The sequence below is a fragment of the Pseudorhodoplanes sp. genome (genome assembly GCF_050250235.1).
Classification (GTDB): Bacteria; Pseudomonadota; Alphaproteobacteria; order Rhizobiales; family Xanthobacteraceae; genus Pseudorhodoplanes.
Window position 1 is genome coordinate 12099 of sequence record NZ_JBFWPA010000029.1, and the last position, 19445, is coordinate 31543.

At 63.4% G+C, this 19445-nt stretch carries 19 protein-coding genes; 10 read left to right on the plus strand and 9 right to left on the minus strand.

The window, feature by feature from the left end:
- Positions 1-260 precede the first annotated feature (260 nt).
- The 4 genes from AB7F49_RS14825 to AB7F49_RS14840 form a co-directional block, all read right to left on the minus strand.
- On the minus strand, positions 261-1508 hold the full coding sequence (locus tag AB7F49_RS14825) for a diguanylate cyclase (protein WP_428523595.1): 1248 nt from the start codon (positions 1506-1508) through the stop codon (positions 261-263).
- Positions 1509-1771: 263 nt separating this feature from the next.
- On the minus strand, positions 1772-2254 hold the full coding sequence (gene rpsI / locus AB7F49_RS14830) for a 30S ribosomal protein S9 (protein WP_428523597.1): 483 nt from the start codon (positions 2252-2254) through the stop codon (positions 1772-1774).
- 2 nt (positions 2255-2256) lie between these two features.
- The gene (gene rplM, locus AB7F49_RS14835) at positions 2257-2718 is read right to left on the minus strand and encodes a 50S ribosomal protein L13 (RefSeq protein ID WP_428523599.1); all 462 of its coding nucleotides are present in this window, start codon (positions 2716-2718) and stop codon (positions 2257-2259) included.
- A gap of 128 nt (positions 2719-2846) precedes the next feature.
- The gene (locus AB7F49_RS14840) at positions 2847-3284 is read right to left on the minus strand and encodes a PaaI family thioesterase (protein WP_428523601.1); all 438 of its coding nucleotides are present in this window, start codon (positions 3282-3284) and stop codon (positions 2847-2849) included.
- A gap of 69 nt (positions 3285-3353) precedes the next feature.
- On the opposite strand from AB7F49_RS14840, the gene AB7F49_RS14845 reads away from it, so the two are divergent.
- The 4 genes from AB7F49_RS14845 to AB7F49_RS14860 all read left to right on the plus strand — a co-directional run bounded on the left by AB7F49_RS14845 (position 3354) and on the right by AB7F49_RS14860 (position 6416).
- Positions 3354-4169, plus strand: coding sequence for an enoyl-CoA hydratase (locus AB7F49_RS14845; RefSeq protein WP_428523603.1), 816 nt, complete (start codon positions 3354-3356; stop codon positions 4167-4169).
- Complete coding sequence (locus AB7F49_RS14850; protein ID WP_428523605.1) at positions 4169-4390, plus strand: hypothetical protein; 222 nt, start codon at positions 4169-4171, stop codon at positions 4388-4390. Before AB7F49_RS14845 ends, AB7F49_RS14850 begins: the two co-directional genes overlap by 1 nt.
- Positions 4391-4407: 17 nt before the next feature.
- Complete coding sequence (locus AB7F49_RS14855) at positions 4408-4989, plus strand: CoA-binding protein (protein ID WP_428523607.1); 582 nt, start codon at positions 4408-4410, stop codon at positions 4987-4989.
- 146 nt (positions 4990-5135) lie between these two features.
- A complete protein-coding gene (locus tag AB7F49_RS14860) occupies positions 5136-6416 on the plus strand; it encodes an O-acetylhomoserine aminocarboxypropyltransferase (protein ID WP_428523609.1) in 1281 nt (426 codons plus the stop codon).
- A 9-nt stretch (positions 6417-6425) separates the two neighbouring features.
- On the opposite strand, the gene AB7F49_RS14865 is transcribed toward AB7F49_RS14860, so the two are convergent.
- Positions 6426-7505 (minus strand): COX15/CtaA family protein, encoded by a 1080-nt coding sequence (locus tag AB7F49_RS14865; RefSeq protein ID WP_428523702.1) that lies wholly within the window; start codon positions 7503-7505, stop codon positions 6426-6428.
- Positions 7506-7575: 70 nt separating this feature from the next.
- Between AB7F49_RS14865 and AB7F49_RS14870 the strand changes: the two genes are divergently transcribed.
- Positions 7576-7788 carry a DUF2842 domain-containing protein gene (locus tag AB7F49_RS14870; protein ID WP_428523611.1) on the plus strand — a complete coding sequence of 71 codons (213 nt, stop codon included), beginning with the start codon at positions 7576-7578 and terminating at the stop codon, positions 7786-7788.
- A gap of 89 nt (positions 7789-7877) precedes the next feature.
- On the opposite strand, the gene AB7F49_RS14875 is transcribed toward AB7F49_RS14870, so the two are convergent.
- Together AB7F49_RS14875 and AB7F49_RS14880 are read right to left on the minus strand one after the other, a co-directional pair.
- Complete coding sequence (locus tag AB7F49_RS14875) at positions 7878-8123, minus strand: hypothetical protein (protein WP_428523613.1); 246 nt, start codon at positions 8121-8123, stop codon at positions 7878-7880.
- Between the two features lie 118 nt (positions 8124-8241).
- Positions 8242-9303, minus strand: a complete 1062-nt coding sequence (locus AB7F49_RS14880; protein WP_428523615.1) for a polysaccharide deacetylase family protein — start codon at positions 9301-9303, stop codon at positions 8242-8244.
- 93 nt (positions 9304-9396) lie between these two features.
- Here AB7F49_RS14880 and AB7F49_RS14885 point away from each other — a divergent pair, with 93 nt between their 5' ends.
- Complete coding sequence (locus AB7F49_RS14885) at positions 9397-10614, plus strand: GNAT family N-acetyltransferase (protein ID WP_428523617.1); 1218 nt, start codon at positions 9397-9399, stop codon at positions 10612-10614.
- A 17-nt stretch (positions 10615-10631) separates the two neighbouring features.
- Here the strand turns inward: AB7F49_RS14885 and AB7F49_RS14890 are convergent, their stop codons facing one another.
- Complete coding sequence (locus AB7F49_RS14890; RefSeq protein WP_428523619.1) at positions 10632-12917, minus strand: GumC family protein; 2286 nt, start codon at positions 12915-12917, stop codon at positions 10632-10634.
- Between the two features lie 157 nt (positions 12918-13074).
- Between AB7F49_RS14890 and AB7F49_RS14895 the strand changes: the two genes are divergently transcribed.
- From AB7F49_RS14895 to AB7F49_RS14905, 3 genes are all read left to right on the plus strand, one after another.
- On the plus strand, positions 13075-14190 hold the full coding sequence (locus AB7F49_RS14895) for a glycosyltransferase family 4 protein (protein ID WP_428523621.1): 1116 nt from the start codon (positions 13075-13077) through the stop codon (positions 14188-14190).
- 101 nt (positions 14191-14291) lie between these two features.
- The gene (locus AB7F49_RS14900; protein ID WP_428523623.1) at positions 14292-15839 is read left to right on the plus strand and encodes an undecaprenyl-phosphate glucose phosphotransferase; all 1548 of its coding nucleotides are present in this window, start codon (positions 14292-14294) and stop codon (positions 15837-15839) included.
- On the plus strand, positions 15836-17113 hold the full coding sequence (locus AB7F49_RS14905; protein WP_428523625.1) for an O-antigen ligase family protein: 1278 nt from the start codon (positions 15836-15838) through the stop codon (positions 17111-17113). The genes AB7F49_RS14900 and AB7F49_RS14905 overlap by 4 nt, the downstream gene beginning before the upstream one ends.
- A 42-nt stretch (positions 17114-17155) precedes the next feature.
- Here the strand turns inward: AB7F49_RS14905 and AB7F49_RS14910 are convergent, their stop codons facing one another.
- The gene (locus AB7F49_RS14910; RefSeq protein ID WP_428523627.1) at positions 17156-17941 is read right to left on the minus strand and encodes a methyltransferase domain-containing protein; all 786 of its coding nucleotides are present in this window, start codon (positions 17939-17941) and stop codon (positions 17156-17158) included.
- Between the two features lie 140 nt (positions 17942-18081).
- On the opposite strand from AB7F49_RS14910, the gene AB7F49_RS14915 reads away from it, so the two are divergent.
- Positions 18082-19443 (plus strand): hypothetical protein, encoded by a 1362-nt coding sequence (locus tag AB7F49_RS14915; RefSeq protein WP_428523629.1) that lies wholly within the window; start codon positions 18082-18084, stop codon positions 19441-19443.
- Positions 19444-19445 lie beyond the last annotated feature (2 nt).

The following is a 19445-nucleotide window of genomic DNA, read 5'->3' on the forward strand; positions in this document are numbered from 1 at the left end:
CGATCAGAGCGGCGGCCCCTGCGGCCGCGCAGGCAACCCAACGCCGCGTCCGGACCCATCGGGGCTTGCCGTACATTCCCGCGCGACGACGCTCGGCAATCAGCGCCGCTTCGTATTCAGCCGAACTGAAATATTGGCAACCCATTGCGACGCCTGCGCACTCGGCGTCGCGCACGAGCAACTGCAGCGCGCAAGCGGATGGTGCATATGCCATGCGCCAAGACTAGGCCCCGCATGGTAAAGATTGTCTTGCCGTCAGCTCACGCCGGGACGGCGTCCGCGATGTTTGCCGCCATGGCATCCTCGGTCGTGCCGAACACCTCCGGCGACGGTGCGGCAGGCGCGGCGTCGCGGACATCCTTCTCGGTACAGATGCGATTGCGGCCGTTTTTCTTGGCCGCATAGAGCGCCCGATCCGCACGCGCGAGCATGGTCTGGACATGCGCGACATCGGCGAGCGATTCGGATATCCCGACGCTGACGGTTGCGTTCATGGCATGGCCGGATATCTCCACGCCGCGCATTTCGAAAGCCGAGCGCACGCGCTCTGCAACCATCAGCGCGGTTTCAGTTCCGCCCGGAAGAATGGCGGCGAATTCCTCGCCGCCAAGCCGCCCCACAACGTCGTGCAGGCGCATGCTGGTACTCGCGGTGGCGGCGAATGCCTGCAACGCCTCGTCGCCGACCTCGTGCCCGAAGCGGTCGTTGATCGACTTGAAGTGATCGAGATCGAACATCATGACGGTGACAGGCTGCCCAAGCTTGCGCTGCGCCAGCACCAGCTTCTCTGCGGCCTCGAAGAAGCCGCGCCGGTTGAACAGACCGGTCAAATGATCGGACATCGCCGCGGTCTTGTGAATCAGTGCGGAATGTTCCTTCGCCATCACCACCACGATAAACGCTGTACCGACGACATAAAGAAGCGTCAGCAACGCGAATAGCGGGAAAAATCCGTTGACCGCGATCGGCGCTGCGCTGGCGAACAGCGTGGTGGTAAAGATCGGCGACAGAAAGATCACACCGTGCATCACCGGTATCAGCAATGCGCGCGCCTGAGACGCCTTCCCGCCGCGTGGGTTTCTGCGGTCGCGCCGCAACTCGATCGCAGTCAGAACCGCGTAGACGGTGATGATCAACGACGAAATGATCACCCGCGAATTATCCCATTGCATCAGTTCCGGCATGCGGGTCGCGACCAGCCATACCAGCGCACCCGCGACCGCGCCGCCAACCGACGCTTCGCCTCCGTGGAACTTGCGCGCTCCGCTCCAGATCAGGCCGCAGCAGGTGAAAAGCAGGGCGCTGGCAAGGTCGGCGCCGGCCGCCGGCAGAAGGTCCGGACTCACGATCCACACCGCGACGGCGAATCCGCCGATCAGATAGGCCGACGCCCAATAGCCAAGCGCCCGCACCGAACGATCCTGCAGCCACAGAACGAGAAGGAAAATTCCGAGCAAGGCCGTGATGCAGGTGGAAACCAGATACAGCGTCGGAATGTCAAGCGGCATGCAACCTTCCCGCATTCTGCGAAATTCTCGAGGAGACGTCGGCTTCGGACGTCTCAACTTTCCGTCACGTGAATACGCGATCGGATGTTGTCGCAGGCTTTCGCGGAGCCCGCGTATTTTCCCTAAAAACGCCGATAAAAAAGGGGCCAATTGGCCCCTGTTTTGTCGCGAGTTGAGTTCGGATTTTCGCGCTTTTTTCTGATGCTCGCTGTTCGAACCGCCTGATCGGCAGGAGCGCGTCGCGCTCCTGCCGATCGAGGCGCCTAGCGTTTCGAAAACTGGAACGAACGGCGGGCTTTGGCGCGCCCGTATTTCTTGCGCTCGACCACGCGCGAGTCGCGAGTCAGGAAGCCGCCCCGCTTCAGCGGCGGACGCAGGTCGGGCTCGAAATAGGTCAGCGCCTTGGAGATGCCATGACGTACGGCGCCAGCCTGACCGGACAGCCCGCCACCCGACACCGTGCAGATGACGTCATACTGACCGGTGCGATTGGCGGCGACGATCGGCTGCTGGATCACCATGCGCAATACCGGGCGGGCGAAGAACTGCTCGACCGGCTTGGTATTGACGACGATCTTGCCGGAGCCCGGCTTGATCCAGACGCGGGCCACGGCATTCTTGCGCTTGCCGGTCGCATAGGCGCGGCCTTGCGCGTCGAGCTTCTGGACATGCTTGGGCTGTTCGGCCGCAGCGCCTTGCGTCTTCAGCGCCGAGAGACCTTCGAGAGAAGAGACGGATTCGGCCATGATCAGGCTGCCTTGTTCTTGCGGTTCAGGGCGCCGACATCGAGCGCCTCGGGCTTCTGGGCTTCGTGCGGATGCTCGGTACCGGGATAGACGCGCAGGTTGCCGAGTTGCTTGCGGCCCAGCGGGCCGCGCGGAAGCATCCGCTCCACCGCCTTCTCGACGATACGCTCCGGGAACCGGCCTTCGAAGATCGACTTTGCCGAGCGCTCCTTGATGCCGCCGATGTAACCGGTATGGTGGTAATACATTTTCTGGTCGCGCTTGCGGCCGGTAAAGACGACCTTCTCCGCATTGACGACGATCACATTGTCGCCGTCGTCGACATGCGGGGTGAAGCTCGCTTTGTGCTTGCCGCGAAGGCGCAGCGCGATGATCGAGGCGAGCCGCCCGACCACGAGGCCGGTGGCGTCGATCACGACCCACTTTTTCTCAACGTCGGCGGGCTTCGCCGAAAAGGTTTTCATGGCCATGGTCCGGGAGGTTTGAGTTGGCCGGGCTTCTAGGCCATCCGCGGAATCCCGTCAACGCCCGAAAGAAGATAATATCGTCGAATAATCATATACTTATAAAATAGGTTTTATAATACCCTTATTTAAGTGTTGGAATTCGGGGGGATCGAATAGGTCGAGGTGACGTGCGCTATTGGGTCGTCGCTGCCGTCGGAACAGAGGGTGACCTCCATCACCGCGAGCCGCTTGCCAAGTTTCAGCATTGACGCGTCGGCGATCAGGTCGCGCTGCTCCGGCCGGCGCAGGAAATTGATGTTGAAGTTGATGGTGACGGCGAGCGCCACCGGCCCGATCGCGGACAGAACCGCAAGATAAAGCGCGAAATCCGCCAGCATCATCATGGTGGGTCCGGAAATGGTGCCGCCGGGCCGGATGAACCTCTCGCTGTAGGCAAGCCGGACCCGCGCCCGGCCATGCTCCACCGTTTCGATGGAGAGTCCGCTGTCCGGATGAAAGGCCTGCGGGAATTCCCGGGTCAGGAACCGTTCCAGGTCCGCTACCGTCATGACCGGTTCTGCCATTGATCCGCCCTTCGCATGCCGAGACCGGATCGGATACAATGGCTGTGGCGCAAGGCAAAGGGTCCAGCGATGAATGTGCACGCCAGGCCGGACGGCGCGACGATTCTGCTGCGCGAGGATCGCGACGGCATCGCGCTTCTGACACTCAACAATTCCGCCGCCCGAAACGCGTTGTCCGAGGAGCTGATCGCGGCACTCCATGCCGCCCTTGATGCGATCGGCCGAGATGCGGCGATCCGCGCGGTGGTCGTGGCCGCCAATGGTCCGGCTTTCTGTGCCGGCCACGATCTCAAGCAACTGACCGCGCGCCGCTCCGATCCGGACGGCGGCAAGGCCTATTTCCGCCAGGTCATGACATCCTGCAGCACTATGATGCAGGCGATCGTCGCCCTGCCCCAGCCGGTGATCGCGTGCGTCTCCGGGGTAGCGACCGCCGCGGGATGTCAACTGGTCGCCACCTGCGATCTCGCGGTCGCATCGGTGCAGGCCCGTTTCGCAACACCGGGCGTCGATATCGGGCTGTTCTGCTCGACTCCGATGGTGGCGCTGACCCGCAATATCCCGCGCAAGAATGCGATGCATATGCTGCTGACCGGAGAAGCGGTGACGGCGGACGAAGCGCTGCGGCTCGGACTGGTTAACAAGGTGGCGCCGCACGGTTTCGAACGCGAAGCGGCGTTCACGCTTGCGGGTATCGTTGCGTCGAAGTCGAAAGCCACGGTGAAGATCGGCAAGGAGGCCTTCTACCGGCAGGCGGAAATGAGCCTGGCCGAAGCCTATGCCTATGCAGCCGACGTGATGACGGAAAACATGATGACACGCGACGCCCGTGAAGGCATCTGCGCCTTCATCGACAAGCGCAATCCCGCATGGGAGGACCGATGATGACCGCGCTCACTTTGCCGCAGCTGAAATTCGACCGCGCAACCATTCTGCGTGGCGTTGCCGCGGGTTCCGCCTGGGGCGTGACGGTCTCGGCCGCCCTGCTCGGTCTCATGCTCCACCAGTGCGGCACCATATGCCTCGGGCAGATCCTCGATACCGCGGCGCTGTCAATCACGGCCGGGATCATCGCGATCGGCCCGGTCGCGATGCTCCGCCGCTAGCACCGTTGCGTCGCCCGATGAATCACGACAGCTACGGCGACGCATATATCCGCGGCATCCTCAACACGGTGAAGACCATCGCGGTGGTGGGCGTGTCGCCCAAGACCAGCCGGCCGAGCTACTTCGTCTTCAAATACCTGCTGGAGCGCGGTTATCGCATGATCCCGGTCAATCCCGGGCAGGCCGGCGGCGAACTGCTCGGCCAGAAGGTCTATGCAATGCTGGCGGACATCCCCGAGCCGGTCGACATGGTCGACATCTTCCGCAACTCGGACGCAGCAGCCGATGTCGTCCGGGAGGCGCTGGCGCTGGATCCGAAGCCGGCCGTGATCTGGATGCAGCTCGGCGTGCGCAACGACGCGGCTGCCGGGATTGCCGAAGATGCCGGCCTGAACGTGGTCATGGATCGCTGCCCCAAGATCGAATATGGCCGGCTGTCGTCGGAGATTTCCTGGATGGGCGTGAACTCGCGCACGCTTTCGGCCAGGCGCGCACCGCTGCTCGGCAAGGGTATCCAGCGCATGTCGTTGCAGCGCGAAACATTGGCCGGCGGGACCACCGGGGCAACCTTGCGGGCGAAGCGCGACGATAAGTCCTGACCTGCTTCGTTGTGGCGCGGTTGGTGCTTCCACTTAACCGAAATCCGGAATTGCTTGACTGAAATACCGGGCGCAACAGCCGGACCTTGACGCTATCCTGCCCTCCGCTACAGGGACGGAACCCTTTGCGCACGCGGAGACAAGCCATGCCCGAACGCACGCCCGGTTTTGCCACGCTGTCGATCCATGCCGGTGCCCAACCCGATCCCACCACCGGCGCCCGTGCAACACCCATCTACCAGACCACGTCGTATGTGTTCGACGATGTCGACCACGCCGCATCGCTGTTCGGGCTTCAGGCTTTCGGCAATATCTACACCCGCATCGGCAACCCGACTTGCGCGGTGCTGGAGGAGCGGATCGCCGCGCTTGAAGGCGGCACCGCGGGCCTTGCGACCGCCTCCGGCCACGCCGCACAGGTTCTGGTGATGCAGGCGATGATGATGCCGGGCGAGGAATTCGTGGCGTCACGAAAACTCTATGGCGGCTCGATCAACCAGTTCAACCATGCCTTCAAGAGCTTCGGCTGGAACGTGAACTGGGCCGACCCGGACGACATGTCCACGTTCGAACGTGCGATCACACCGAAGACGAAAGCCATCTTCATCGAATCGATCGCCAATCCCGGCGGCGTCATCACCGACATCGAAGCGGTGGCGAATGTCGCGCGCAAGGCCGGCGTGCCCCTGATCGTCGACAACACGCTGGCCACGCCCTATCTGTGCAAGCCGATCGATTACGGCGCCGACGTCATCGTGCATTCGCTCACCAAGTTTCTCGGCGGTCATGGCAACTCGATCGGCGGCATGATCGTGGATGCCGGCACCTTCAACTGGTCACGCGAGGGCCGCTATCCGATGCTGTCGGAGCCGCGGCCGGAATATCAGGGCATCGTGCTGCACGAGACCTTCGGCAATTTCGCTTTCGCGATTGCCTGCAGGGTGCTCGGCCTGCGCGATCTCGGCCCCGCTCTATCGCCGTTCAACGCGTTTCTGATCCTGACCGGGGTCGAGACGCTGCCGCTGCGCATGCAGCGTCACTCGGACAATGCGAAGGCGGTGTCGGAGTGGCTGTCGAAGCGTCCCGAAGTTGCCTGGGTCAGCTATCCGGGCCTGCCCGGCGACCGCTACCACGCGCTGGCGCAGCGGTATTGCCCGAAGGGCGCCGGGGCGGTGTTCACGTTCGGCCTGAAAGGCGGCTATGACGCCGGGATCAAGCTCGTTTCCAACGTGAAGCTGTTCTCGCATCTCGCCAATATCGGCGACACCCGCTCACTCATCATACATCCAGCATCTACCACGCACCGGCAGCTTTCCGATGCGCAGAAGGCGCAGGCCGGCGCCGGCACCGACGTGGTGCGGCTCTCGATCGGATTGGAGGACAAGGAAGACATCATCGCCGATCTGGAACAGGCGCTGACGGCGTAATAGCCGCGGTCAGACCGGCTGGTGGCGTGCGGCCTCGCCGTGCGCGATCGGCTGCCGCGAGACCAGAGCCGCCGTCTGCAGCACCGCGACCGTCAGCAACAGGATCGCCATCGCCTGATGCAGCAGTGCGAGCGCAATCGGCACCGCATAGAGCAGCGTGGCGATCCCGATCATCGCCTGCATCACCATCAGCAGCACCAGGAGTGTCGCATAGGCACGAACCGTCCGGTCCCTGGTGCTGCGGCCGGTGTCGAAGGAATGCCACAGCGCCCACAGCAAAATGAGATACGCCAGCATGCGGTGATTGAACTGCACCGTCAGCGCATTCTCGAAGAAATTGCGCCATAGCGGCGTCTCGAACCACAGCCGTTCAGCCGAGGGGATCAGTGCGCCATCGATCTGCGGCCAGGTGTTGTAGGTGAGCCCCGCATCGAGACCGGCGACCAGCGCGCCGAGATAGATTTGCAGCAGCACCAGCACGAGCAGGACGACGGCGCTTGCGCGCAGGCGTACCGGCACCGCAACCCCGTCGGCCGGCTTCATGCGCGCGACGATCCAGACAATGGCGGCATAGATCACGCAGGCAAGCATCATGTGGAAGGCGAGCCGGTATTGCGACACGCTCACCCGCTCGGTCAGCCCGGATGACACCATCCACCAGCCCACAGCGCCCTGAATGGCGCCAAGGGCAAACAGTCCGGCGAGCGGCCAGCGCAATTCCCGGCCGATCCAGCCGCGCCACAGGAAGAACAGGAACGGGATCAGAAACACCGCGCCAATCACGCGACCGAGCAACCGGTGAGCCCATTCCCACCAGAAAATGGTCTTGAATTCCGAAAGCGACATGCCGCGGTTGATCTCGCGGTATTGCGGTATCTGCCGGTATTTCTCGAATTCGGCGGTCCATTGGGCTTCGGTCAAAGGCGGCAGCACGCCGGTGACCGGCTTCCATTCGACGATCGAGAGGCCGGATTCGGTGAGCCGCGTCGCACCGCCGACAATCAGGGTCGCGACCACGAGCGCAGCCACGATCAGGAGCCATGTCCTGATGGCAGGCAGGTGCCGCTGATGTTCGGTGCCGGGAGCCATGTCCATTCTTGCCGGGGCGTTGCCGAGCATATAGTCAGCAGCCTCGTATTCCGACAACCGCCCAAGCCGCATGTCCATCCGTACCCGAAAGCTGATCGGCGCCGTCCTGCTGCTGCTGCTGGTGGTGGTATGGGCGCTGCTGGCGATGGCGTTCGCGCAATTCGCCTTTTCCAGCCCCAACGCGGTCGCGGCCTGGATTTTCTATGTGGTCGCCGGGATCGGCTGGGTCCTACCGGCCATGCCGCTGATCAAGTGGATGGAAGGCGGAACACGGACGAGTTGATCGCGCTCTGCCTCGCGCCACCGAATATCTGGTAAGCCAAACAGGCCCCGTTCAATCGGGGCCTGTTCTTCTGGTCTTCTTCGAACTGCCTATCGTTCCTTGCCGCTTTTCGACGTACCCGTAGCGCCACCCGCGGTGGAGGCGGGAGCACTGCTGCGTTCCTTCGACGACGCGCCGGTCGTACCCTTTGGTGCCTTCGGCGTCTTGTCCGTCACCCCCGATTTGGAAGTGCCCTGGGCGCCACCGGCCGTGGAACTCGGCGCGCTGGACTGCGCGAGTGCCATTGAAACGCTGAAAAGACTCGCCGCGCCAATCAGCGCGATCTTGCGGATCATCGGAAACCTCCCTTGCATGGCTGGATCGGCCTGGCTTGCCATCCGTGAAGGGCCAACGTTGCCGCCTGGTGGGCGTTCCGGGGCGGGCGCGAGATAAACCGGTGGCGCGCCGGGCGAATTAGGCTGCCGCCTTGGGGCGGCGGAAACCGTTCCACATCGCGGTGGCGGTACCCGACATGAGCACGCGCAGGTAACGCAATTGCTGGTATTCCCCGTTGAGCGAAATGCGCGGCAGCGCCGTCAGGTGATTGCGGTGCTCGCGGAACAGCACGCCCGGCCGGGTGGTGACGGCGGTCTTGAATCCAAGATCGGACGCAATCTCAAATTCACGCGGACCGGCGGAGCTCGGGTCGCCGACCGGATAGGCGAAATGCTCGGGCCGCACCCCGATCGCGGACGCAATCACGGCGCGGCTCATCTCCATCTCCGCGCGGGCCACGCGGTCGCTGGTCTTTTTCAGCATGAAATGATTGACGGTATGCGCACCGATGGTGACGAGCGGGTCGCGGGAAAGCTCGGCGATATCCTCCCAGCTCATGCATAACTCGTCGCACAGCGCCTTCATGTCGATTCCGTAGCGGGCCGCGAGATCCCGGATCACCGCCCGCAATTCGTCCTCGGTTTCCAGGCTGCGCAGCCACCAATAGAGCTGCTCGTAGATATTTCTCTTCTCGTCGGCGCGCGTGCAATCGAAGCGCCGTTCCCGGCCGTCGATATAGAGTCCGATGCGATCGTGGTTGGCGATGACCCGCTCAAGCGCCACCCACCAGATTTCGCCGATGCGGTCCGGGAAGCTCGTGGGCACGTACAGCGCGAACGGGACGTCGTGCTTCTTCAGGATCGGATAGGCCCATTGCAGATTATCGCGATAGCCGTCGTCGAAGGTGAGACAGACAAAGCGCCGCTTGAAGTCGCGCTGGGTCAGCCGGCGGTACATTTCGTCGAGCGACACGATATCCAGCCCGGACCGCTTCAGCCGCCGCACCACGGCGGCAAAAAAACCGGGCGAGACCTCGAGCAGGCGGTTGGGCTGATAGCTGCCGGCCCTGGACGGCCGCACATGGTGAAGGGTCAGGATGGCCCCCACCCCCTGGAAAAAGGGCCGCAGCGCGACATGGGCGCCGCTGAAATACAGCGTCTCGAGCCCGGCGCGGATGATGGTTTTCTTGAGCCCACTCACTGCGAACTGCCGCCTTTCACTGAAAGAGGCGCGATCCTGCCAACGCTTTGTTGAGAATCCTTTGCCACGGTGCGATTTTCAAGGAGCGCCTGCATGAATTTCGCCCTGGCGAGGACCGAACATGCGTCCCCCCTGCCGGCGCCGGTCGCGACGGACGGGAAACTGGGCGCCGTCGAAGTCGCGCTGACGATGGAAGCGGCGGAGCCTGCCTGGCGGAGCCTGCTGGCGCAGGACGGATTCGGGACCGCCTATCAGGATTTCGACCTGTGCGCCCTGTGGTTCCGTCATGTCGGCCGGCCGGCCGGCTTCGAGCCCTTCGTGGTGATCGGCCGGAACGCGGTGGGCGACCCGCTTTTCCTCTGGCCTTTGGTCCGCCGGACGGTCGGCGGCTGCAGGGTGGCGAGTTTCTTTCTCGGCCGTCACGCCAATTCCGGTTCCGTCCTGTGGCGCAGGGACGTGGCGCAAGCCATGTCGCTTCCAGAGCTGGAGGCGATCCTGCGGCGCATGGCGGGCGGTATCGATGCGCTGGCCCTCCACAATCAGCCAAGGGCATTGCTGGGCTTGCCGAATCCGCTGCTGCTGCTGCCTCACCAGGACGCGCCGGACCAGAGCTACAGCGTGACCCTGCATGGCAGCGGCGACGACATCCTCGCGCGGCGCTTCAATGCAGATTCGCGGCGCAAGCTCAGACGCAAGGAGCGCCATCTCTCCGCCCTGCCCGGATATCGCTACGTGCGCGCGACGTCCTCCGAACAGGTCGAGCGCTGCATCTCCGAATTCCTCAAGCAGAAGGCGGCCCGACTGGCCGCGCGCGGCATCGGCAATGCATTCGACGAGCCCGGCATGGAGACATTTCTTCGTGCGGCCAGCCGCGAGGGTCTCACCAGGGGCGAACCGCTGATCGAAATTCATTCACTCGAATGCGAGACCGAAATACTCGCATTGTTTGCCGGAATCCACGATCGTCACTGTTTCTCCACCATGTTCAACTCCTACACCCTCGGCGAACATGCCCGCATGAGTCCCGGGATCACGCTGCTTCTGAAGCTGATCGACGACTGTGCGCGGCGCGGTTTTGAGACGCTCAATCTCGGCATCGGTGCCGCCGAATACAAATCCACGCTGTGCGACATTGCCGAGCGGCCGTTCGACAGCTTCATCGGACTGACCATGCGCGGACGGGTGCTTTCGCTCGCCAGCCGGGCGGTGCAGTCGCTCAAGGGAGCGGTCAAAAGCAATCCGAAATTGTGGGACGCCTACAGCAGCGCACGCAAGCGACTGTTCTCGAACCGTCGATCGGCGAAGCCCTGACGGCCCGCGCGTCGTGGCTATGCCGCAACCGAGGCAGCGGCATCCGGCTCCGCGCCGCCTCGCACCGCCATCACATCGACGAATCCCGCGGTCACCAGCAGCCGGCGGACGGTTTCGGTCGACGGCGCGGCCGGATCCGCAGCCACCAGAACCGCGCGCGGCGCGATCCGCGCGAACAGCGTCATCGGGCACTCGGTCATCGCACCGGCGTCGATGACAAGGTGGTCATAGGCGCGCGCCAGCGCTTCCAGTGTCACCGCCAGGCGCGGCGATGCCAGAATGGCCTGCGCGTCGCCCCGGACTCGCCCGGCCGGAACGATGTGAACGCGGGAGAATTTGTCGCGCGTGACGATATCGGCAAAGGACGCGGTACCGCGCGCGAGTTCGGCAAAGCCCGGAGCGGTCGGGTCGACCGCCATGATCGACAGATTGGGCGCATTCAGCGCGAGATCCGCCAGCACCACCTTTCTGCCTCGCGCGGCAAGGTCGCGCGCCAGCGCCAGCGCCGTATAGGTCGTTCCGGAATTGCGCGCGGCACCGATCACCGCGATCCGCCGTCCGGATTCGCCAATCGACGCCAGCGTTTCGGCCAGTGTCTCGATGGGATTCGCGACCGGATCGGCCGCCATTGCCGGCTCGGGACTTTCCGATCCATCCCTGTCTGCGGCAATGGCTTCTGCCGTGATTGCGGGCTCGGCCGCGGATTCGAAGCTCGGCTCGGAAGGCGCAGCCGGAGCCTCCTGCCCCCTCTTGCCCCTGAACATTGCGAACAGCGAGCGCCTCGTCTTCGACGGCGCCGGCACCGGATTTTCGGGTGACACCGGTTCGGCCGGAGCCGCCGGCGCCGGTCGCAACCGGGTGGGTACGCCCTGGCGCATGATCTCAGCCGAGAGCACGAAGGCGGCGGCCAGAAACAGGGTCGCAAGCGTGGTCACCAGCAGGATCGGCAACTTTTTCGGATAGGCCGGCACGTTGGAGACGGTAGCGCGGGAAATCACCCGCACTTCCGCCGGTGCCGCATCGATATTCTCGCGGGCCGCGGCCTCGCGATAACGGCCCAGATAGGATTCCAGCAGGTCCCGCTGCGACTTTGCCTCGCGCTCGAGCGCGCGCAACTGCACGTCCTGCGGCGAGGAGCCGCTGATCTGCTTCTTGATCCGGTCGATCGCATCATTGGTCTGCTCGATGCGGCCAGACGCAATTCGCGCATCGTTTTCGATCGAAGTGACAAGCCGTTCCAACTCGCCGCGCATCTGCGCGTCAAGTGCGTTGATCTGCGCGTTCAGCTCCTGGATGCGCGGATGGCGTTCGAGCAGCGTCGATGCCTGTTCCGCGAGTTGTGCACGCAGGAGCACGCGTTGCTCCACCAGCCGCTTCAGCAGATCGGAGTTGACGATGTCGGCGGATTCAACCTGCTTGCCGCTCTTCAGCATATCGCGGATCGCCTTCGACCGCGCGTCGAGATCGGCCCTCTGCGAACGTGCGTTGGCGAGCTGCGTGGTCAGCTCACCGAGTTCCTGCGTGTTGAGACTGCGATCGTTGGTGCCGAGATAGAGATTGGACTTGGCGCGGAAATCCTCGACCTTGGCATCGGCCTCGCGCACGGTCTTTCGCAAGAGATTGATCTCGTTGGCGAGGTAGGCGCTGGCGCTGCGCGTCTGATCGACCTTGGCCTGCTGCTGCGTCTTCATATAGGCGTCGACGATGGCGTTGACGACCTTGGCGGCAAGCTCGGGATCTTCGCTCAGGAATTCGACCGTGATGACACGCGAGCGTTCGACCGCCGATACGGTCAACCGCTCGAAATACACTTCCATGACCCGCTCTTCCTGGGTCATCTTCAGTTGATCGCGGCCGAATCCGATCGCCGACAGGAAGGCACCAAGCCGCGATCCGCCGCTGAGCGCCGGATCGAATTCGGGACGTTCGCCCAGCTTCAATTCACGGATTACCTGGCGCGCGATGTCGCGCGACTGGATCACCTGCACCTGCGTAGCGATCGCCTCCTGATCGGCTGCGGCGCGGTCGATCGATTTCTCCGCCTCCGGGCGCAGAAACACATTCTCGCGCCCCTCGACAATCAGTTTGGCTTCGGATCTGTATTTCGGCGTAATCGCGTTGACCGCCATCAGGGTGGCAACCGCCACGAGGAGCGTGGGGATCAGGATCAGCCACTTCTTGCGCCACAGCGCGACGCCAAGCGCTCGCAGATCGAGTTCGTTTTCCGTCTCCGGGCTGGAAACACCAGCATCATGCGTCTCGACCGCTTGCATCACCGACTCCGCCACAACGAACAGAGCCATTTCCGCTCATTATGGTTATTGTCACGTTAATCCTCGCAACGATGCGGCGAATAAGCGCAAGCTTGTTGGCGTGAGCGAAGAATCTTGCTCTAGCGGAGGTTAATGCGTCTTAACAAATCTGTGGCGTGTTCAGGCGATGAGCGGACCAGCAAGACCATTGCGCATTGTTCACGTGCTGCGCTCGCCTGTCGGCGGGCTGTTTCGTCATGTCGCTGACGTGGTGCGCGGACAATCCGCACGCGGTCACGACGTGGGGCTGGTATGCGACAGCCTGACCGGCGGCGAGCATGCGGAAAAGGTACTGGACGGGCTTTCGGAGCACTTGCCGCTCGGCCTGTCGCGAATCCCCATGGCCCGCCATATCGGAATCGGTGATCTCGCCGCAACACGGCATGTCGCACGCGCTGTGGCGCAGGCCGCTCCCGATATCGTGCACGGCCACGGCGCCAAGGGTGCCGCCTATACCAGGCTTGCGGTTGCAGCGGGCGGACCGCTTCGCGTTTTCACCCCTCATGGCGGCAGCCTGCTGTTTGAACCCGGCACCGCGATGGGGCGCTTCTATCTGACGCTGGAAAAACTGCTGAACCGCCGAACCGATCTTTTCCTGTTCGAGAGCGCATTTATCGAGCGGCTTTACCGTGCCAAGGTCGGCGAACCCTCGGCAACCGCGCGAATCGTTCCAAATGGAGTCGGCGCCGAAGAATTCGCAGCGGTCGCGCCGTATCCGGATGCAACCGACCTGCTCTATATCGGCGAATTGCGCACGCTCAAGGGTGTCGACATCCTGCTCGGAGCGATGACCAAATTGCGGGAACGCGGACTTTCGCTCACCGCAACCATCGTCGGAGCCGGCACCGCGCGCGACGATCTGGGACGGCAGGCCGAGCAAGCGGGCCTGGCCGGCGCCGTCCGCTTCCTGCCTCCGATGCCGGCCCGCCAGGCGTTCGCGCTCGGCCGCATCATGGCCGTGCCGTCGCGCGCCGAATCCTTTCCCTATATCGTGATGGAGGCTGCCGCCGCCGGCAAACCGCTGATCGCAACGAGGGTCGGGGGCATTCCCGACATGTTCGGCCCGCTCGCCGACCGTCTGGTCCGCCCCGATGACTGCGATGCATTCGAACGCGCGCTGCACCACGCCGTTAACGATCCGGAAAGGATAGCGGCGACCGCCGGCTTGCTGCGCGAGCGCATCCGGACCACCTTCTCCCTCGACGACATGGTCGAGGGCGGATTGGAGGCCTATCGTGTCGCGCTCGCGGCACGCAAAAGCTAAAATGCGCATAAGCTTTTGTTGAATCTTTTCCGATAAGACCTGTCCCATCAAAACAAGGTCCGCGCGCGGCGCTGAAGCGCGACGGACCGAGGGACGGCGTTATGTTCGATCTCGACGCTCGCAAGATGCTGGGCGCGTCTGTGGCTGCCTCCACTGTGACCAGTGGAGCGGAGCGCATGGCGCGCACGCGGCGCCAATTGTCACCGGCAGCGCTCGCCGCGGCCGCGGTCGCCACCCGATCGGCCTATTCGCCGATCGTGGTGGCCGGTTTCGTGCGCGCCGTCGAAAGTGCGCTCATCGCTTTTGTCGGAACCCTCGTCTACTACGCCTATGTGTTTCCGACGGAAGGTTTCCGCTGGCCCTACATCTTCGCCATCGCCGGCATCTCGGTGCTGTCCGTGGTGGCGTTTCAGGCCGTCGACATCTACCACGTCCACGCGTTCCGCCGTCCGCGCAGTCAGATTGCGCGCATGATGTCGGCATGGTCGCTGGTGTTCCTGCTCGCGATCGCGGTCTCGTTCTTCTTCAAGCTTGACCTCGCCTTCTCACGGGTCTGGCTCGTCGGTTTTTGGGCAGCCGGCCTGCTGGCCCTGCTCGGCTCGCGCGCGATGCTGTACGTGCTGGTGCGCCGCTGGATGCGCGATGGCCGCCTTACGCGCCGCACCATCATCGTCGGCGGCGGGTCGCCGGGCGAAGCGCTGGTCCAGGCTCTCAAAGGTCAGGAAGACAGCGATGTCCGGGTCGTCGGCGTTTTCGACGACCGCAACGACGAACGCTCTCCTGCCCATTGCGCGGGTTTCACCAAGCTCGGTACGGTCGACGATTTCGTCGAATTCGCCCGCCGAACCCGCGTCGATCTCGTGATCTTCTCGCTGCCGATCAGCGCGGAAAATCGCATCCTGGCGATGCTCAAGAAGCTCTGGGTATTGCCGGTCGACATCCGCCTCTCGGCGCATTCCAACAAGCTGCGATTCCGACCGCGCTCGTATTCCTATATCGGCGCCGTGCCGGTCCTCGATGTCTTCGATCGTCCGATCGCCGACTGGGACGTCGTAATGAAATGGCTGTTCGACAAGATCGTCGGCGGCCTGATCCTGCTCGCGACACTGCCGCTGATGGCGCTGATCGCGATTGCCATCAAGCTCGACAGCCGCGGTCCGGTGCTGTTCAAGCAGAAGCGCTACGGCTTCAACAACGACCTGATCGAGGTCTACAAGTTCCGTTCGATGCATGTCGAACAATGCGATGCCACGGCCAGCAAGCTCGTGACCCGCAACGACCCCCGCGTCACCCGCGTCGGGCGCTTCATCCGCAAGGCGAGCCTCGACGAACTGCCGCAATTGTTCAACGTGGTGTTCAGGGGCAACCTCTCGCTGGTCGGCCCCCGCCCTCATGCGGTCAACGCCAAGGCCGAGGCCCGCCTCTATGACGAGGCGGTTGACGGCTATTTCGCGCGCCATCGCGTCAAGCCGGGCGTTACCGGCTGGGCGCAGATCAACGGCTGGCGCGGTGAGACCGATACCCAGGAAAAGATCCAGAAGCGCGTCGAATACGACCTCTACTATATCGAGAACTGGTCGGTGCTGTTCGACCTCTACATCGTGGCGATGACGCCGATCGCGCTGCTGAAGACCGAGAACGCGTATTGATCACGCTCGACCAGGCCGGCACTGCAGCAGCCCCACGCACGCACGCCGCGCGTGCCGCATCGCCTCGGGCATCACGCCGCGTGCCGGCGATCGCCATCACGCTGCTGCACGGCGTGCTGTTTCTGACGATTTTCGGCAGCTTCCTGGTCTTCATCGAGCCTTCGCCCTACGAGGTGCTGACCGCGCTGCTGGCCTTCACCTGCCTGCTTGCAGGGGTCACGCTCGACCGCAAGTTGCTGCCGCTCATATTCCTTCTGCTGATGTACAATCTCGGCGGCGCCTTTTCGCTCATTCCGGTGATCGGCGACGAGCCGTCACGGCGCTTCATCCTGATCTCGTTCTACATGGCATTCACCGCCATCATCTTCGCAATGATATTTTCGAGCGACAGCGCGCGGCGGGCTGAAATCATGCGGCGCGCCTATATTCTGGCCGGGGTCTGCGCGGCGCTGGCCGGCATCGTCGGCTATTTCCAGGCCATCGACATTCTGACGCTCTATGGGCGCGCCCGCGGTACCTTCAAGGACCCGAATGTCTACGGGCCCTTCCTGATCCTGCCGATGCTGTTCCTGCTGCAATCCTTCCTTTCCCGCGGCATCCGCATCCTTGCGCTGGCCGCTTTCTTGATCATGGCGGCGGGACTTTTCCTCAGTTTCTCGCGCGCGGCCTGGGCGCATTTCGTGTTCTCGGCGGCGATGATGATGGCGTTGCTGTTCGTGACCACCCCGAGCGGCTGGTTTCGCGCGCGCCTCGTCGCATTCTCGGTGATGACCAGCCTCGCGGTAGCAGGCCTGCTGATCGGCCTTCTCGCCGTCGGCAATGTCGGAACGGTGTTCAAGGAGCGCGCCTCGCTCAATCAATATTACGACACCGGCGAAAGCGGGCGCTTCGGCAATCAGCGCAAAAGCGTGGGCGAACTGCTGGAGCGTCCCAACGGCTTCGGGCCCTTGCAATTCCGCGAGCGATATACCAACGATCCGCACCAGGTCTATCTCAACGCCTTTGCGTCGTATGGCTGGCTTGGCGGCGTGTCCTATCTCGCCCTCGTCATCATCACGCTCGCGATCGGCTTTCGCACGGTGTTCGTGACGACGCCCTGGCAGCCTTACTTCATCGCGGTGATGGCGACCTATACCGGTGTCTCGCTCGAGGGGCTGGTGATCGATACCGACCACTGGCGGCACTATTATCTGCTGCTTGGGCTGGTCTGGGGCTTTTCGATCGCAACGATGAATCACAGGCGGCGCGCGAAGGCGGCGCCTGTTCCAGGATGAATTTTTTCGGACGGATGCGCGGTCAAGGCCGCGCATGAACGGTCATTTCCGCGCAGCGATATAGGCGTAGCTTGCGACCGCACGCCAGTCATGCCGGCGCGCCAGCGCCGTGAAGCGCGCGTGAACGTCGCGCACCACCGGGAACCGGTCGAAATAGCCGTGGCCGTAAAATGGCAGAATCACGGATTCGCGGAAGCCGATCCCTTCGAGCATCGGCTTCATCTTGCGTTCGCTTGCGTATGTCCAGCTATAGCGCGCGGGAAATACCGGATCGGCATCGTCGGTACGGTTCGGATAGATCAGCTTGACGATCCGGGCCGCCACGTCATCCGGCAGCAGCCGGTTGATCACGAAAGGCAGCGCATAGAGCGTCGGAATGAAAGCAAGCGCCACGCCTCCCGGCGCCAGCATCTCATACAGATTGGCCCATGCTCGCCGCCCGTCCGCGACATGCTCGAACACCATGCGCGAAAAGGCGAGATCGAAATGGCCACGCAGATGAGCGACCGCCGAGATATCGCCGGCCACGTCGAAGCAGGCCGTGTGATAGCCGGACGGCAGAACGTCCAGTTCGGTCTGCGATATGTCGTTGATCGTCATCTCGATGCCGAGTGAGCTCAGTTCATCGGCCTTGAACAGCGGATCTCGCCCGCCACCGATTTCGAGGAGCCGGTGCGCATGAAGGATGCGGGCGAGGCCGCGCACCACATTCTCATAATTGTCCCAGGCCCAGTCGCGATCGTTGCCGATGCCGAGTTCGCGGAACGCTTCGGCCAGCGTGTCGCCGCCGAGATCGTTCAGGATATCGCCCGCGGTCTTGTCGAGCATGGTGCCTCTCCTTGCGCGGGCACTGATCGCGGCCGGGTGACCGTCCACGCTTGAGGGTTCCTTAAACCTGAGGCGTTTAGGATGTCTTACGCGCGTCATCCGAATTCCGGCATGGCCGCTCCCCGGATCGGCCATCGAAAATGTCAGCTGCCACGTCCGATACCGTGATCAACGGCCGGCCCGATCCGTCGCCGCCGGCGGGTTCCCGCGCCGGCAGCGAAGCCGGGAACCGTTTCCTGTCGATCCCCTATCTGCTGCTGCGCGCCACCACGGCCGGCGGCGGACTGATCGGCGGTCTGGTGCAGACCTTCGTGTTCGCGCGGATCCTCGATCCCGAGCGCTTCTCGGTCTTCATTCTGGTCGGCACGCTCGGCATCGCGCTGTGGCTGTGCGACATCGGGCTGGTCAAGATCATCTTCGTGCGCCTGCGCACCTGGCTGCTGGCGGGTGCCGAGGCCGGTGCCGCCATCGTGCAGCATGCTACCGCCATCGTGATCCTGTATTTCCTGCTCGGCATCGCGGGCACGATCGGCTGCTTCGCGGGCGCGCTGATGTTCGGCGCCGGCGCCTATGCGAGCCTCGAACTGGCACTGTTCTTCCTGTTCACGGCGATCACGCTGGTATGGTTCACCCTGCGCAACATCAGCCTCGCGGTCGACGATTTCATCTTCTTCGAGTCGATGGAGGTGACGCGCCGCACGCTGCATGTCGGCTTCATGCTCGCGACCCTCGCCGGCCTGTCGCTGATGGCGTTTCTTGTCATCGCCAACCTGATCTGGGCCGCACTGTTCGCGGTCATGATCGCGCGGCTGTCCCGCAACGGCGCGCTGCAGGCGACCGTGGCAGGCTTTCCCGGGCATCTGCGATCGTTCTTCCGCCACAACAGGAAGGAAGTGGTGTCGGGTGGCACCTACGCGGTGAACGAATTCTATCTCTACAATTTCGCCTATGCGATCGTGCCGATGGCCTATGGCCTCGGCGCGCCGACCATCATTCTCGACACGCTGTTCAAGGTGGTGCGCGGCGCGACCGTGCTCTATTCCGCCGCAAGCGACGTGGCGCTGCCGCGCCAGACCCGCGCCTATAGCGAAGGCGACCGCAAGAGCCTGCTGCTTTCTACCGGGATGGCGGCCGCGCTCGCGAGCCTTCCCGGGATCGGCATCTGCATTGCCCTCGCCTTCTTCTCGGAGCCGATGTTCCGCCTGCTGCTCGGCGAATCCGCGGTGATGCCGCAGGCCATCTCGAACCTGATGATCATCCTGCTGATCGCGAACCTGATCCAGACCGTGTCCAATTTCCTGCTGATCCATACCGGATATTTCCGGGTGATAGCGCGCGTCAGCGTGCTGGTCAGCCTCGCCGCGACGCTTGTGGCGGGCATCGCCATCGTCGCCGGTGCCGACCTGACCGGGTTCATCAAGGCCTTCACCGCAGTTTATGTTGCAAGCGCGCTGTGCTATCTGACGCTCGCCCTGCGCGGCCCGCTGCGCAAGAAGACCTGATC

What these genes read in the sequence shown, in the direction of transcription:
- AB7F49_RS14910 (WP_428523627.1), bottom strand. Translation starts at nt 17,941, where the DNA reads ATGCTCGACAAGACCGCGGGCGATATCCTGAACGATCTCGGCGGCGAC.
- AB7F49_RS14825 (WP_428523595.1), bottom strand. Translation starts at nt 1,508, where the DNA reads ATGCCGCTTGACATTCCGACGCTGTATCTGGTTTCCACCTGCATCACG.
- AB7F49_RS14865 (WP_428523702.1), bottom strand. Translation starts at nt 7,505, where the DNA reads ATGGCTCCCGGCACCGAACATCAGCGGCACCTGCCTGCCATCAGGACA.
- rpsI (WP_428523597.1), bottom strand. Translation starts at nt 2,254, where the DNA reads ATGGCCGAATCCGTCTCTTCTCTCGAAGGTCTCTCGGCGCTGAAGACG.
- AB7F49_RS14890 (WP_428523619.1), bottom strand. Translation starts at nt 12,917, where the DNA reads ATGGCTCTGTTCGTTGTGGCGGAGTCGGTGATGCAAGCGGTCGAGACG.
- AB7F49_RS14875 (WP_428523613.1), bottom strand. Translation starts at nt 8,123, where the DNA reads ATGATCCGCAAGATCGCGCTGATTGGCGCGGCGAGTCTTTTCAGCGTT.
- AB7F49_RS14900 (WP_428523623.1), top strand. Translation starts at nt 14,292, where the DNA reads ATGTTCGATCTCGACGCTCGCAAGATGCTGGGCGCGTCTGTGGCTGCC.
- AB7F49_RS14850 (WP_428523605.1), top strand. Translation starts at nt 4,169, where the DNA reads ATGACCGCGCTCACTTTGCCGCAGCTGAAATTCGACCGCGCAACCATT.
- AB7F49_RS14915 (WP_428523629.1), top strand. Translation starts at nt 18,082, where the DNA reads ATGTCAGCTGCCACGTCCGATACCGTGATCAACGGCCGGCCCGATCCG.
- rplM (WP_428523599.1), bottom strand. Translation starts at nt 2,718, where the DNA reads ATGAAAACCTTTTCGGCGAAGCCCGCCGACGTTGAGAAAAAGTGGGTC.
- AB7F49_RS14860 (WP_428523609.1), top strand. Translation starts at nt 5,136, where the DNA reads ATGCCCGAACGCACGCCCGGTTTTGCCACGCTGTCGATCCATGCCGGT.
- AB7F49_RS14845 (WP_428523603.1), top strand. Translation starts at nt 3,354, where the DNA reads ATGAATGTGCACGCCAGGCCGGACGGCGCGACGATTCTGCTGCGCGAG.
- AB7F49_RS14885 (WP_428523617.1), top strand. Translation starts at nt 9,397, where the DNA reads ATGAATTTCGCCCTGGCGAGGACCGAACATGCGTCCCCCCTGCCGGCG.
- AB7F49_RS14870 (WP_428523611.1), top strand. Translation starts at nt 7,576, where the DNA reads ATGTCCATCCGTACCCGAAAGCTGATCGGCGCCGTCCTGCTGCTGCTG.
- AB7F49_RS14840 (WP_428523601.1), bottom strand. Translation starts at nt 3,284, where the DNA reads ATGGCAGAACCGGTCATGACGGTAGCGGACCTGGAACGGTTCCTGACC.
- AB7F49_RS14855 (WP_428523607.1), top strand. Translation starts at nt 4,408, where the DNA reads ATGAATCACGACAGCTACGGCGACGCATATATCCGCGGCATCCTCAAC.